14 protein-coding genes are annotated in these 14,186 nt (G+C 60.5%); 10 read left to right on the top strand and 4 right to left on the bottom strand.

The window, feature by feature from the left end; all coding sequences use genetic code 11:
* The first annotated feature begins 4 nt into the window (after positions 1 to 4).
* From menB to menE, 3 genes are read left to right on the top strand one after another with little or no spacing between them, the layout of a single operon-like run.
* A complete protein-coding gene (menB, locus tag ACLEXF_RS08855) occupies positions 5 to 862 on the top strand; it encodes a 1,4-dihydroxy-2-naphthoyl-CoA synthase (protein WP_032456427.1) in 858 nt (285 codons plus the stop codon).
* Positions 862 to 1,827: an o-succinylbenzoate synthase gene (menC, locus tag ACLEXF_RS08850; protein WP_117129842.1), complete on the top strand. Its 966-nt coding sequence runs from the start codon at positions 862 to 864 to the stop codon at positions 1,825 to 1,827. The genes menB and menC overlap by 1 nt, the downstream gene beginning before the upstream one ends.
* The gene (menE, locus tag ACLEXF_RS08845; protein WP_117129843.1) at positions 1,824 to 3,185 is read left to right on the top strand and encodes an o-succinylbenzoate--CoA ligase; all 1,362 of its coding nucleotides are present in this window, start codon (positions 1,824 to 1,826) and stop codon (positions 3,183 to 3,185) included. The genes menC and menE overlap by 4 nt, the downstream gene beginning before the upstream one ends.
* On the opposite strand, the gene ACLEXF_RS08840 is transcribed toward menE, so the two are convergent.
* Genes ACLEXF_RS08840 through ACLEXF_RS08830 form a run of 3 tightly spaced genes read right to left on the bottom strand, consistent with a single transcriptional unit; the run spans position 3,182 to position 6,138 of the window.
* Complete coding sequence (locus tag ACLEXF_RS08840; RefSeq protein WP_182948990.1) at positions 3,182 to 4,699, bottom strand: tripartite tricarboxylate transporter permease; 1,518 nt, start codon at positions 4,697 to 4,699, stop codon at positions 3,182 to 3,184. The two genes, menE and ACLEXF_RS08840, sit on opposite strands and share 4 nt — an antisense overlap.
* 11 nt (positions 4,700 to 4,710) lie before the next feature.
* Positions 4,711 to 5,142 (bottom strand): tripartite tricarboxylate transporter TctB family protein, encoded by a 432-nt coding sequence (locus ACLEXF_RS08835; protein WP_004201725.1) that lies wholly within the window; start codon positions 5,140 to 5,142, stop codon positions 4,711 to 4,713.
* A gap of 15 nt (positions 5,143 to 5,157) precedes the next feature.
* A complete protein-coding gene (locus ACLEXF_RS08830) occupies positions 5,158 to 6,138 on the bottom strand; it encodes a Bug family tripartite tricarboxylate transporter substrate binding protein (RefSeq protein WP_017899284.1) in 981 nt (326 codons plus the stop codon).
* Positions 6,139 to 6,271: 133 nt separating this feature from the next.
* On the opposite strand from ACLEXF_RS08830, the gene tctD reads away from it, so the two are divergent.
* On the top strand, positions 6,272 to 6,949 hold the full coding sequence (tctD, locus tag ACLEXF_RS08825; RefSeq protein ID WP_004201723.1) for a transcriptional regulator TctD: 678 nt from the start codon (positions 6,272 to 6,274) through the stop codon (positions 6,947 to 6,949).
* Positions 6,936 to 8,342: a HAMP domain-containing histidine kinase gene (locus ACLEXF_RS08820; protein ID WP_004201716.1), complete on the top strand. Its 1,407-nt coding sequence runs from the start codon at positions 6,936 to 6,938 to the stop codon at positions 8,340 to 8,342. Before tctD ends, ACLEXF_RS08820 begins: the two co-directional genes overlap by 14 nt.
* On the opposite strand, the gene nudI is transcribed toward ACLEXF_RS08820, so the two are convergent.
* Positions 8,334 to 8,759 (bottom strand): nucleoside triphosphatase NudI, encoded by a 426-nt coding sequence (gene nudI / locus ACLEXF_RS08815; protein WP_048295238.1) that lies wholly within the window; start codon positions 8,757 to 8,759, stop codon positions 8,334 to 8,336. The two genes, ACLEXF_RS08820 and nudI, sit on opposite strands and share 9 nt — an antisense overlap.
* A gap of 138 nt (positions 8,760 to 8,897) precedes the next feature.
* Between nudI and ACLEXF_RS08810 the strand changes: the two genes are divergently transcribed.
* The 5 genes from ACLEXF_RS08810 (at position 8,898) to rhmD (ending at position 14,157) form a co-directional block, all read left to right on the top strand.
* Positions 8,898 to 9,827, top strand: coding sequence for an Rpn family recombination-promoting nuclease/putative transposase (locus ACLEXF_RS08810; protein WP_101992189.1), 930 nt, complete (start codon positions 8,898 to 8,900; stop codon positions 9,825 to 9,827).
* 283 nt (positions 9,828 to 10,110) lie between these two features.
* Entirely contained in the window at positions 10,111 to 10,653 is a 543-nt protein-coding gene (locus ACLEXF_RS08805; RefSeq protein WP_004201712.1) for a YfaZ family outer membrane protein, read from the top strand.
* Between the two features lie 102 nt (positions 10,654 to 10,755).
* Complete coding sequence (locus ACLEXF_RS08800) at positions 10,756 to 11,952, top strand: nicotinamide mononucleotide deamidase-related protein YfaY (protein ID WP_108433376.1); 1,197 nt, start codon at positions 10,756 to 10,758, stop codon at positions 11,950 to 11,952.
* Between the two features lie 203 nt (positions 11,953 to 12,155).
* The gene (locus tag ACLEXF_RS08795; RefSeq protein ID WP_032456422.1) at positions 12,156 to 12,941 is read left to right on the top strand and encodes an IclR family transcriptional regulator; all 786 of its coding nucleotides are present in this window, start codon (positions 12,156 to 12,158) and stop codon (positions 12,939 to 12,941) included.
* Positions 12,942 to 12,951: 10 nt separating this feature from the next.
* Complete coding sequence (gene rhmD / locus ACLEXF_RS08790) at positions 12,952 to 14,157, top strand: L-rhamnonate dehydratase (RefSeq protein WP_017899291.1); 1,206 nt, start codon at positions 12,952 to 12,954, stop codon at positions 14,155 to 14,157.
* The last annotated feature ends 29 nt before the right edge of the window (positions 14,158 to 14,186 follow it).

The raw sequence follows: 14,186 nt of genomic DNA, 5'->3' as shown, positions 1-14,186 counted from the left end.
TTCTATGATCTCTCTTGATGAAGCAATGCTCTATGCCCCTGTTGAATGGCGCGATTGTTCCGAAGGCTATACCGATATTCGCTACCACAAATCGGCCGACGGCATTGCCAAAATCACTATCAACCGCCCGCAGGTGCGCAACGCCTTCCGCCCGCTGACCGTCAAAGAAATGATCCAGGCGCTGGCGGATGCCCGTTATGACGACAATATCGGGGTGATTGTCCTGACCGGCGAAGGTGAGAAAGCCTTTTGCGCGGGCGGCGATCAGAAAGTTCGCGGCGATTACGGCGGCTATCAGGATGACTCCGGCGTACATCATCTCAACGTACTCGATTTTCAGCGCCAGATCCGCACCTGCCCGAAACCGGTGGTGGCGATGGTGGCCGGCTACTCTATCGGCGGCGGCCACGTGTTGCACATGATGTGCGATCTGACCATCGCGGCGGAAAACGCCATCTTCGGTCAGACCGGGCCGAAAGTCGGCTCCTTCGACGGCGGCTGGGGCGCCTCCTATATGGCGCGCATCGTCGGGCAGAAAAAAGCGCGGGAAATCTGGTTCCTCTGCCGTCAGTATGACGCCCAGCAGGCGCTGGATATGGGGCTGGTGAATACCGTGGTGCCGCTGGCGGATCTGGAAAAAGAGACGGTGCGTTGGTGTCGGGAAATGCTGCAGAACAGTCCAATGGCGCTGCGCTGCCTGAAAGCGGCGCTGAACGCCGACTGCGACGGCCAGGCCGGTCTGCAGGAGCTGGCCGGCAACGCCACCATGCTGTTCTACATGACGGAAGAGGGGCAGGAAGGCCGCAATGCCTTCAACCAGAAACGTCAGCCGGACTTCAGCAAATTTAAACGGAATCCCTAATGCGCGTATCGCAGGTTTACCGCTGGCAGATACCGATGGACGCGGGCGTGGTGCTGCGCGAACGGCGGTTAAAAACCCGCGACGGCTTGTTCATCCGCCTGCGGGAGGGTGAACGCGAAGGCTGGGGGGAAATATCTCCCCTGCCGGGATTCAGCGCAGAGACCCTGGAGGAGGCGCAGGCGGCGCTATTGGCGTGGGCGCAGGCCTGGCGCGACGGCGCGGAGCCGGCGCTTCCTGCGCTGCCCTCTGTCGCGTTTGGCATCAGCTGCGCGCAGGCGGAGCTCAACGGCGAGCTGCCGCTGGCCGCGGATTATCGCGCAGCGCCGCTCTGCTCCGGCGATCCGGATGAGCTGTTCGCCAGACTGGCGGCGATGCCCGGCGAGAAAGTCGCTAAGGTGAAAGTGGGGCTCTGGGAGGCGGTCCGCGACGGTATGGTGGTTAATCTGCTGCTGGAAGCCATTCCCGACCTGCAGCTGCGTCTGGATGCCAACCGGGCCTGGACGCCGCTGAAAGCGCAGCAGTTTGCGAAATACGTCAATCCGGCGTATCGCCAGCGCATTGCGTTTATTGAGGAGCCCTGTAAAACGCGGGAGGACTCGCGGGCCTTTAGCCGCGAAGCCGGGATCGCTATCGCCTGGGATGAAAGCCTGCGCGAGGCGGATTTTCGCTTCGTCGCCGAGCCGGGCGTGCGCGCGGTGGTGATCAAGCCGACGCTAACCGGCAGTTTACAACAGGTTCAGCAGCAGGTCGCCGCGGCCCATGCGCTGGGGCTGAGCGCGGTGATCAGTTCGTCGATCGAGTCCAGCCTCGGGTTAACTCAGCTGGCGCGGGTTGCCGCCTGGCTGACGCCGCAGACCATCCCCGGACTGGACACCCTGTCGCTGATGAGCGCCCAACTGGTACGGCCGTGGCCGGAAAGCACCCTGCCGATGATCAACATGGATACGCTGGAGGCGCTGTTGTGACCTTTTGCGACTGGCCCTGGCGCCACTGGCGCCAGCGGCGCGGAGAGGCGCAGGCGCTGCGCCTGAATGACCAGCCGCTGACCTGGCGCGACCTGTGCGCCCACGTTGACGCGCTGGCGGTCGGCTTTGCCGCGCAGGGCGTAACGGCAGGTCACGGGGTGGCGCTGCAGGCTTTTAACCAGCCGGCGACGCTGCTGGCCTGGCTGGCGCTGCTGCAGTGCGGCGCGCGGGTGCTGCCGCTGAATCCGCAGCTGCCCGCAGCGTTGCTGCAGGAACTGCTGCCAGCGTTGACCGTCCAGCATCAGCTGGTGCTTAACGGCGATGCGCTGCCGGGGGATTTACCGGCGTTAACCCTGCAGGCGGCAGCGGGAACCCATGCTGTGCCGTGGCGCGGGGATCGTTTCGCCTCAATGACGCTGACCTCGGGGTCGACCGGTCTGCCGAAGGCGGCAGTGCATGATGCCAGCGCCCATCTGGCCAGCGCCGCCGGCGTGCTGGCGCTGATGCCGTTTGCCGCAGAAGATGACTGGCTGCTGTCGCTGCCGCTGTTTCATGTCTCCGGCCAGGGGATTATGTGGCGCTGGCTGCTGGCCGGCGCGCGGCTGACGGTGCGCGATAAACAACCGCTGGCGCAGATGCTGCAGGGCTGCACCCATGCTTCGCTGGTACCGACACAGCTGTGGCGCCTGCTGAATGAAGGTGCTGCGCTCTCCCTCAAGGCGGTGCTGCTTGGCGGCGCGGCGATCCCCGTCGAGTTGACCGAGCGGGCGCGGGGGCAGGGGGTACGCACCTATTGCGGCTATGGCCTGACCGAGTTCGCTTCCACCGTCTGCGCCAAAGAGGCCGACGGCGCGGCGGATGTGGGCGCGCCGTTGCCGGGGCGGGAGATGAAAATCGTTGCCGGCGAGGTCTGGCTGCGGGCGGCGAGTATGGCCGCAGGCTACTGGCGCGACGGTCAATTGTTGCCATTGACCAACGACGAAGGGTGGTTTGCCACCCGCGATCGCGGCGAGATCATCAATGGACGGCTCACTCTCCTCGGGCGCCTGGATAATCTCTTTTTCAGCGGTGGGGAAGGGATCCAGCCTGAGGAGGTGGAACGGATCATCGTGGCGCACCCGCAGATACAGCAGGCGTTTGTCGTGCCGCTGGACGATGCGGAATATGGCCAGCGTCCGGTCGCGGTGGTGGAATGCGATGATGGCTGCGAAATGAGCGTGCTGGCGGCATGGAGCGCGGAGCGGCTGGCGCGTTTCCAGCAGCCGGTGCGTTGGCTGCGGCTGCCGGAAACGTTAAAGAACGGTGGGATTAAGATCTCGCGCCGGGCGCTGCGCGAATGGGTCAATTCGCCGGCTTAGCCGATATTGGCTTCGGAGCGACGCTGGCGCTGTTTACGCCGCAGACGCAGCAGCGGCGGCACCACCAGCACGGCGATGGCCAGCACCAGCAGCGTTTTGGTCACTCCACTTTGCCACAGGATCGCCAGGTTGCCGTTGCTGATGGACAGCGCGCGACGCAGGTTCTGCTCCAGCATCTCCCCCAGCACGAAGCCAAGGATCAGCGGCGACATCGGGAAGTGCATTTTGCGCATGATGTAGCCAAGCACGCCAAGCCCCACCATCAGCAACAGGTCAAAAGTGGTGCTGTGTACTGCGTAAACGCCGACGGCGGAGACCGCGGCGATGGCCGGGACCAGAAACCACAGCGGAATGGTCAGCATACGGGTGAACAGGCCGATCAGCGGAATGTTCATGATAAGCAGCATCACGTTGGCGATCAGCAGGGCGGCAATCAGCCCCCAGACGATATCCGGCTGTTCGGTGAACATCGCCGGGCCGGGCGTAATGTTATACAGCGTCAGCGCGCCCATCATCACCGCGGTGGTGCCGGACCCCGGCACGCCGAGCGTCAGCATGGGAATAAAGGAACCGCAGGCGGAGGCGTTATTGGCCGCTTCCGGCGCCGCCACGCCGCGAATATCTCCCTTGCCGAAGTTATCGCTGTTACCGCTGAGTTTTTTCTCCGTCATGTAGGTAATGGCGCTGGCGATGGTCGCCCCGGCGCCGGGCAGAATACCGACGAAGAAACCCACCACCGAGGAGCGCAGCGTCGCGCCGACGCACTGTGCGGCCTCTTTGGTGTTAAACAGCATCCGTCCGGTTTTCCGCACCAGGGTTTGTCCGCCGCTGGTGCTCTCCAGCATCAGCAGGATCTCCGAAACCGAGAACAAGCCGATCACCACCACAATAAACTGTACGCCGTCGGAGAGATGGACGCTGTCGAAGGTGAAGCGGTAAACCCCGGTATTAGCGTCTACGCCCACCGTCGCCAGACCCAGGCCGATTAACGCCGCGAGGAACGACTTCAGCGGGTTCTGCGCCATCATGCTGCCAAGACAGGCGATGGCGAAGACCATCAGCGCGAAGTATTCCGCGGGACCGAACGCCAGCGACCACTGGGCGAGCAGCGGCGCGAACAAAATAATGCCGCCGATGGCGATCAGTGAGCCAAAGAAGGAACTGACGGCGGAAATCGACAGCGCAACGCCGCCGCGACCCTGCTGGGCCATCGGATAGCCGTCGAGGGCGGTCATAATGGCGGCGGCATCGCCGGGCACGTTCAGCAGAATCGATGAAATACGCCCGCCGTATTCGCAACCGATATAGACCGTCGCCAGCAGGATCAGCGCCGACTCCGCGGGTAAATGCAGGGCGAAAGCCAGCGGCAGCAGGATCGCCACGCCGTTGATAGGCCCCAGCCCCGGCAGCAGGCCGACGATAGTCCCGACAAAGCAGCCGATCAGGGCGATCAGCAGGTTCTCCGGCGTCATGGCGACGGCGAAGCCCTGCGAGAGATAGATCCAGGTATCCATAAACGCCTCCGTTAATTAAACCAGATGCCGAGGGGCAGGGTGACATCGAGCAGGGTGTCGAAGGCGTACCATAACGACACGCCCATCGCGACGCCGGCAATGCCCGCCGCCGGCAGCGTCGCGCCGAACAGCAGACCAATGATCGCCGTCAGCAGCGCGGTGGCCAACGGAAAACCGAGCCATTCAAACCCCCAGGCGTACACCACCAGCACCACGACCATGGTCAGCAGACGCTGCAGCACATGCCGTCCCGGCCACTCGACGGCGTCCGGGCGACGCAGCAGCATTAACGCCGAGCACAGCAGCATCAGGCCGATGATCCCGAGCGGGAAGGGGCGCGGGCCGACGGGTTCATAGGAGTATTCGCTATGGATCTGCCAGGCGATAAACAGACCGCCAGTACATAACAACAGCCATACTCCGGCAAAAATACGATCGCTCATGAGCGCCTCCGCGGTTTATTTTGCCAGGCCAAAGGCTTTCGCCTGTTCGCGGTAGTCGCTGACCTGCTGCTTAACGTAGGTATCGAGCGCCTTGCCGTTCATATTGAATTCAAACAGGCCGCGCAGTTCACGTTGCTTTTTGAACGCTTCGGTTTGCTGCAGTTTAGTGAATTCATCGACCCACCACTGGTATTCGGCGTCGCTGACTTTCGGGCCCATAAAGAAACCGCGAATAATCGGCCAGACCAGGTCGTAGCCCTGCTCTTTTGCAGTGGGGACATCGGCGAGCGCGCCCGGCAGCCGTTCACTGGAGAAGACCGCCAGCACGCGGATTTTATTACCCTGCAGATAGGGCACCATCTCGCTGAGATCGCCGGAGACTGCTTGCACATGGTTACCGAGCAGCGCGGTCACCGGCTCGCCGCCGCCTTCAAAGGCGACATAGCGCATTTTATGCGGGTCGACGTTGGCTTTTTGCGCCAGCAGCGCCGCTTTCATCCAGTCCTGACTGCCGATGGAAGCCCCGGCGCCAATCACGATACTGGAGGGGTTTTTCTCCATCGCGGTCATAAACGATTTCAGATCTTTCCATGGCGAATCGGCGCGCACGGCGATCATGCCGTAGTCGGTGCCGACGCTCGCCAGCCAGCGCACGTCATCGACGCTGTAACGGCCGAATTTACCCTGCGACAGGTTTAGCAGCGAGCCGCCGGAGAAGGCGACGACGGTCCCCGGCTCTGCCGGGCGCTGGGCGACAATGGCGTTGTAGGCCACCGCGCCCACGCCGCCGGGCATATAGGTGACGCGCATCGGTTTTTCGATGGCGCCGGTTTCCATCAGGCTCACCTGAATCAACTTACAGGTCAGGTCAAAGCCGCCGCCCGGTTTAGCAGGCGCGATACATTCGGTGCGGGACGGGGCCTCTGCGGCGAAGGCGGATGTGGTACAGAGGCACAGCGCGATGGCGCTCAGATGACGGAGAAATGGCGTTTTCATAGGCTTCCTCAGCAGGTACAGGGCAGGTTTTTTTGATTATGTGAACCGACATATGGCGATTCGGTTGCATGATTGTTAAAACAGTTACCTTTCATTTCCCTTTCAATGCGGCAGCAACGTTACAGGATGTGATATGCGTCTCTTATTAGCCGAGGATAACCGTGAGCTGGCTCACTGGCTGGAAAAAGCGCTGGTGCAGGGCGGTTTTGCCGTGGATTGCGTCGCTGACGGGCGTGCAGCCGACCATCTGCTGCAAAGCGAGCAATATGCGCTGGCGGTGCTGGATATCGGTATGCCGGGGTACGATGGCCTTGAAGTGGTCCAGCGGCTGCGCAAGCGCGGGCAGACTCTGCCGGTGCTGTTGCTGACCGCCCGCAGCGCGGTAGCGGACCGGGTGAAAGGTTTAAATGCCGGCGCGGATGACTATTTACCCAAGCCCTTTGAGCTGGAAGAGCTTGACGCCCGCCTGCGGGCGCTGCTCCGGCGCAGCGAAGGGCAGGTGCATGAGGTGCAGCAGCTTGGTGAGCTGGCGTATTGTGACGAAGGCTATTTTTTACTCCGTGGCCAGATGCTGTCTTTGACGCCGCGTGAGCTGGCGTTATTGAAGGTGCTGATGTTTCGCCGCACCCGCCCGGTTTCGCGCCAGCAGTTATTCGAACAGGTGTTCAGTCTCAGCGACGACGTCAGTCCGGAAAGCATCGAACTCTATATTCACCGTCTGCGCAAGAAACTTCAGGCGAGCAATGTGCGTATAACCACCCTGCGCGGGTTAGGCTATCTGCTTGAGTGCGAGCGCCATGAGATGGGGTAAGCCGCAATCGCTCTATGCCCAACTATTGCTGTTTCTCGGCCTGCCGCTGGTTCTGCTGTGGGGACTCTCCGCGTTTAATAGCTACGTCAGCGCGCTGCAGGCGGCGACGCAAGCCTACGATCGTACCCTGCTGTCGTCGGCGCGGACGGTGGCCGAGCGGCTGGTGGTGCGCGGAGGGCAACTGGAGGTGAATGTGCCCTGGGTGGTGCTGGACAGCTTCGAGCTCAACATGAACGATCGCCTCTATTACAAGGTGCTTGACCCGCAGGGGAAGGTCATTTCCGGCTATGACGATCTGCCCGCGATGCCGCCCTCCACCTCGCGAACTCAGCTCTATCCGGCGCTGGCATGGTTTTATCATACCGAATATCGCGGTCAGGCAATTCGCGTGGCGCGCCTGCTGCAGCCCATCAACGAAGGGGGCATCGTGGGCATGGCGGAGATCTATATTGCCGAAACGCTGCAGTCCCGCCGCTGGCTGGCTGGACAATTACTCTTCTCATCCTGGGTGTCGCAGGGGTTACTGGTCCTGTTGACGCTGGTGCTGGCAGCCTGGCTGCTGCGCCGCGTGCTGCGGCCCATGCGCCAGCTCTCCGCGCTGATGGTGCGCCGTGAACCCGGCCTGCTGACGCCGCTGCCGGAGCTGCTGCCCTGGTCAGAAACGCGGCTGCTGATTGTCGCGTTCAACCGCTATATCGACCGCCTGCGGGTGATGATCTCCCGCCAGGAGCGCTTCAGCGCCGATGCGTCCCATCAGCTGAAAACCCCGCTGGCGGTGCTGAAAACGCAGGCTTCGGTTGCGCTGGCCAGCGACGATCCGCAATTGTGGCGCGAAAGCCTGCAGGCGATGCGCGCCACGCTGGACGATACGGTCTTGTTAACGGAGCGGTTGCTGCAGCTGGCGACGGTAAAACAGCGGGAGCAGGCGTTTGCGGTGATTAACTTGCCGGAAATTGTGCGCAACAGCTGCTTTTCGCGTATTGCGCAAGCGCGGAGCAAACATATCGATCTTGGCTATGAGGGCGAGCAGTCGGCGGTACAGGTGGCAGGCGATAGCGTTCTGCTGGGGGAACTGTGCGCTAACCTGCTCGACAATGCCATTCGCTATACCCCGGAATATGGTACGGTCACGCTTAGCCTGCATCGCGACGGCGACGCCGTGCTGCTCAGCGTGGAAGACAGCGGCCCGGGAATTGACGACCAGCAGGTACACCAGGCGCTGATGCCGTTTCGCCGCCTCGATAACGCGGGCGCGATACCCGGCGCCGGGCTGGGGCTGGCGCTGGTAAACGATATCGCGCGTCTGCATCGTAGCCACCTGCAGCTTTCGCGCAGCGAAAGCCTGGGCGGACTGAAGGCGACGCTGCGCCTGCCGACCGTGGCGTCAGAGTAGCCCCTTCATGCTCAGGGTGAGGCGGGTAGCGGCGTTGAGATCGTAGTTTTTAAGCTCATCCGCTTTCACCCAGGCGTAATCGTCAAACTCCTCGTTGATCGTCACGTCACGATTGGCGCTGACGCAGTCGAAGATCAGATAGATCATATAGATCGTTTCCTGGCGCCCGTCGGGATAGGTTTTCACGCGGGTATCGTCGCGGAAGCTCCATGGCGTGATACGGGTCAACTGCAGTTTTTCGCCAAGCTCCTCGCGGACTTCGCGTCGCAGCGCCTCTTCGATACGTTCCCCTGGCTTCACGCCGCCGCCGGCCAGCGCCCACTGTCCGGGAAAAACCCCGCGGTCGGCAGCCATCTTGCACAACAGGTAATGGCCATCATTTTGGATTAGCGGGCAAACAATCGTCCTTTGACGCATGATTTTTCTCCTTCGCAGTAAGTCGGGCCGGGTATCGAGGAAACAGTTTGCGAGGCGCCTCGGCAAACCGCAAGGGAAATACGGCGCTGGCTTTACAGAGTGATAAGTTAAGCGAAAATTATCGTATGGAGAGCCACCATGGAAAGGACCACCCATTCCCCACATGACGCCGTGTTTAAACACCTACTGTCGCATCGGGCGACGGCGCGGGATTTTCTGGACATTCACCTTCCTGAACATTTGCGAGAATTATGCAATCTGCAAACGCTGCAGTTGGAGTCCGGAAGTTTTATCGATGAAGACCTGCGCGCCAGCCATTCCGATATTCTTTACTCGCTGCAAACCCAGGCGGGGGACGGATATATCTATCTGCTTATCGAACATCAAAGCTCTGCGGACCGTCATATGGCATTTCGCCTGATGCGTTATGCGATAGCAGCGATGCAGCGCCATCTGGATAAAGGACATACGCAACTGCCATTGGTGATCCCGCTGCTTTTTTATCATGGGCAAGTCTCGCCCTGGCCGTATCCCATGTGCTGGCTGGAAGGATTTGCTCATCCGCAAACCGCGCGGCAAGTATACAATCAGGATTTTCACTTAATCGATATCACGGTGCTTCCTGACGATACAATAATGCAGCACCGACGGGTCGCGATGCTTGAGTTGCTGCAAAAGCATATCCGGCAGCGCGATATGATGGAACTGCAGGAGCAACTAGCCAGCCTGTTGGCGCTGGGATACACTAGCCGCAGACAGCTCAGGACGCTGCTTCACTATTTATTGCAGGCAGGAAATGCCGCCGATCCGGTCGCCTTTTTACGTAATCTTGCGCAAAATGTCCCCAGACGGCTGCATAAGGAGACGCTAATGAACATTGCCCAGTTTCTGGAACAACGCGGCCATCAGCAGGGCCTTGAGCAGGGCCTGCAGCAAGGTCTTGAACAGGGAGAACAATTGGCTGCGCAACGTATTGCCAAGGCGATGCTGGAAAACGGGCTTGATCTGGCGCTGGTGGCGAAGCTGACGGGGCTTGCGCCGGAGCGCCTGGCCCTGCTCGCCCATTAATTTTTCTGCTTCCTTCAAACAGCCTGCGCGACGGCGACTGCGCAGGTAAATATAGATTTATTTAACCAATACAACCTAATTAAATATAATTCCACTGAATATGAATGCGGTGAAATTTACATTCTTTCGCAAATGCGCGGCGGTATTGCTGTAAAAAGACGCAACTGGTTACACTCTTGTGAAAAATCATTTCGCCAGGTCATTGATTCCTGACGAGTGCGCAGTAGAATTTTCGAGTTTTTTCGGGACTTCTTTGATTTTAATTTTCTGGATAGAGTAAATAATGAAAAAAAGCATTTTTATGGCGCTGGCTGGCGTCATGCTGGTTTCTTCGGCGGCCCATGCGATCAGCGTTACCGGCGAAGCAGGCGAGCATTACACCAACCTTGGGGTCGGCTTCGGCACCGAGTCCACCGGTCTGGCTGTTTCGGGTAACTGGTTGCACAGCGATAACGACGGCGACGCCGCGGGTTTAGGCCTGGGCCTGAATATTCCGCTGGGGCCGTTCCTCGCGACCGTGGGCGGTAAAGGGGTATACACCAACCCGAAACAGGGTGATGAAGGCTATGCGGCCGCGGTCGGCGGCGGCCTGCAGTGGAAAATCGGCGACAGCTTCCGTCTGTATGGCGACTACTACTATTCTCCAGATTCCCTCTCCAGCGGTATTGACAGCTATCAGGAAGCCAACGTCGGCGCCAGCTGGACCATTATGCGTCCGCTCAGCATCCAGGCGGGCTATCGCTATCTGAACCTGGCGGGTAAAGATGGCAACCGCGATAACACCATCGCCGACGGCCCGTACATCGGCGCCAGCGCCAGCTTCTAATCTCCTCCGGCGCGGTCTCTTCTTGCCGCGCCAGATTTTCCTCCTCGTCAGCCTCCCGCTTTGCGTTATAGTATTTGCCACCTGGCAGGCAAGGAGTGAGCAATGTTGAATGTGGAAATGCTGTCCACTGGCGATGAAGTGTTGCATGGTCAAATCGTTGACACCAATGCAGCATGGCTGGCGGATTTCTTTTTTAATCAGGGTTTACCGTTAACGCGCCGTCATACCGTCGGCGACGATCTCGATGCGCTGGTGGCGATTCTGCGCGAACGCAGCGAACAGGCGGATGTGCTAATCGTCAATGGCGGCCTCGGCCCCACCAGCGACGACCTGAGCGCGCTGGCCGCGGCCACCGCGAAAGGCGAAGGGCTTATTTTGCATCCGGAGTGGCTGGATACCATGACCCGCTTCTTTGCCGAACGTGGGCGGCCGATGGCGGAAAGCAACCGTAAGCAGGCGGAAATCCCCGCCAGCGCCGAGATGATCAATAACCCGGTGGGCACGGCCTGTGGCTTTGCCATCCAGCTCAATCGCTGCCTGATGTTTTTCACCCCCGGCGTACCCTCTGAATTTAAAGTGATGGTCGAGCAGGAGATTTTACCGCGTCTGCGCCAGCGCTTTACGCTGCCGGAGCCGCCGGTATGCCTGCGTCTGACCACCTTTGGCCGCTCGGAGAGCGAGCTGGCGCAAAGCCTCAATCCGCTGACGTTACCGCCTGGCGTCGTGATGGGCTACCGCTCGTCGATGCCGATCATTGAGCTGAAGCTGACCGGACCGGCTGAGCAGCGTGACGCCATGCTGGCTCTGTGGCCGGAAGTGCGTAAAGTGGCTGGCGACAGCCTGATTTTCGAAGGCACAGAAGGGTTACCGGCGCAGATTGCACGCTGCCTGCAGGAGCGGCAGCTGAGCCTGACGCTCAGCGAGCAGTTTACCGGCGGTCTGCTGGCGCTCCAGCTGTCCCGCGCCGGCGCGCCGCTGCTGGCCAGCGAAGTGGTCCCGGCGCAGGAGGAGACGCTGGCGCAGGCGGCCCGCTGGGCGGCCGAGCGGCGCATAAACCATTTTGCCGGCCTGGCCCTGGCGGTGAGCGGCCAGGAGAACGATCATCTTAACGTGGCCCTGGCCACCCCGGACGGCACCCTCGCGCTGCGGGTGAAGTTCAGCGTCACCCGCCACAGCCTGGCGGTACGCCAGGAAGTCTGCGCCATGATGGCATTAAACCTGCTGCGTCGCTGGCTGAATGGCCAACCGCTGGCCAGCGAACATGGCTGGATTAACGTGGTGGATTCCCTCTCGCTGTAAGTCGTTTCCCGGCGCACGGGCTTCTCCCGGGCGCCGGTTGTCCAGCCTGTTGTACTCTCCTGAAAAAATTCTGTGCGTTAAGTCGCAATTTTCCGCTGCGAACGGTCCAGCATACGGGAAAGCGATTGCCCCGCGATGTCGCTCACACTTTACCGCCCGGACAACCGCAACACTGATTCCAGTATTCAGGATTGGAGTCCAGTATGTTGGAATCAACGAAAGTCCCGGCGCTGACCCGCGCGATTGAGATCCTCAATTTAATTGGCCGCATCGGACCCTGCAGCGCGGCGACGATAATAGCGGAGCTGGGGATCCCGAAAAGCACGGTTTATCTGCTGCTGGGCGAGCTGAAAAAGCAGCGCTTCATCAGTATGGATAATCAGGATAACTACTGCCTGTGGACCAAACTGGTGGAGCTGGCCGGGCAGGCGCTAAGCAAAATGGACCTGCGCGAGCTGGCGCGGCCACGCCTGACCCGGCTGATGGATGAGTGCGGCCTGCTCTGCCATCTGGGCATTATCGATCACGGTAACGCCTACTACATTCTGAAAATTGAGTCTCCCGCCACCATTAGCGTGCGTTCGCACGAAGGTAAGAGCCTGTCGCTTTATCGCTCCGGGATCGGCAAATGTTTGCTGGCCTGGCAGCCCGCCAGCGTTCAGGCGTCGATTATCGAAGACCTGCAGTGGGAGCGGGCTACGCCAACGACCATCAGCAATGCTCAACAGCTGCGGGAGGAGCTGGGGCGGATCCGCGCCCGGGGCTGGAGCTTTGATAATGGCGAGGACTACCCGGATGTGCGCTGCGTGGCCGCGCCGGTGTTTAACGCCAATAACGACCTGACCGCCGCCATCTCGGTGGTGGGCACCCGTCTGCAAATCAATGAAGACAATCGCGATTATCTGGCAGGTAAGGCGATTGCCTGCGCGAAAGATATTTCACGACTGCTGGGGTGGAAAAGCCCCTTCGAACAACTCGCCTCATCATAAGGAGAACACCATGACCCTACCGAAAATTAAACATGTCCGTGCCTGGTTTACCGGCGGCGCCACGGCAGAGCAGGGCGCCGGCGGCGGCGATTACCACGATCAGGGGGCTAACCACTGGATTGACGATCATATCGCTACCCCGATGAGCAAATATAAACAGTATGAGCAGTCCCGCCAGTCGTTTGGCATCAACGTGCTGGGCACGCTGATTGTGGAAGTGGAGGCTGACAACGGGCAGACCGGCTTTGCCGTGTCGACGGCCGGAGAGATGGGCTGCTTTATCGTCGAAAAACATCTCAACCGCTTTATCGAAGGCAAATGCGTCAGCGATATCAAACTGATCCATGACCAGATGCTCAACGCCACCCTCTACTACGCAGGATCCGGCGGTCTGGTGATGAACACTATCTCCTGTGTCGACCTCGCGCTGTGGGATCTGTTCGGGAAAGTGGTTGGCCTGCCGGTCTACAAACTGCTGGGCGGAGCGGTGCGTGACGAAATCCAGTTCTATGCTACCGGCGCTCGTCCGGATCTGGCGCAGGAGATGGGCTTTATCGGCGGCAAAATGCCCACCCACTGGGGGCCGCACGATGGCGACGCCGGGATCCGCAAAGACGTCGCCATGGTGGCGGACATGCGCGAAAAATGCGGCCCGGATTTCTGGTTAATGCTGGACTGCTGGATGAGCCAGGACGTTAACTATGCCACCAAACTTGCCCATGCCTGCGCCCCTTACAACCTCAAGTGGATCGAGGAGTGCCTGCCGCCGCAGCAGTATGAAGGCTATCGCGAGCTGAAGCGCCAGGCGCCCGCCGGGATGATGGTGACCAGCGGCGAGCACCACGGCACCCTGCAGTCCTTCCGCACCCTGTCGGAGACCGGGATTGATATTATGCAGCCCGACGTCGGCTGGTGCGGCGGCTTAACCACGCTGGTGGAGATAGCGGCTATTGCTAAAGCGCGCGGGCAGCTGGTGGTGCCGCACGGCTCGTCGGTGTACTCACATCATGCGGTGATCACCTTCACCAACACGCCGTTCAGCGAGTTTCTGATGACCAGTCCGGACTGCGCCACGCTGCGTCCGCAGTTCGACCCGATCCTGCTCGGCGAGCCGGTGCCTGAGAGGGGGCGCATTCATAAATCGGTACTGGATAAACCCGGTTTTGGCGTCGAACTCAATCGCGACTGCAACCTGAAACGTCCTTATCAACACTGATCCCCCGGGCCGCCCGGCGGCCCACGCCT

Origin of the sequence: Klebsiella pneumoniae complex sp. WS1778 (genome assembly GCF_049472055.1) — a bacterium.
In the GTDB taxonomy this organism is placed as follows: Bacteria; Pseudomonadota; Gammaproteobacteria; order Enterobacterales; family Enterobacteriaceae; genus Klebsiella; species Klebsiella quasipneumoniae.
This window is presented reverse-complemented; position numbering and strand designations above follow the sequence as displayed.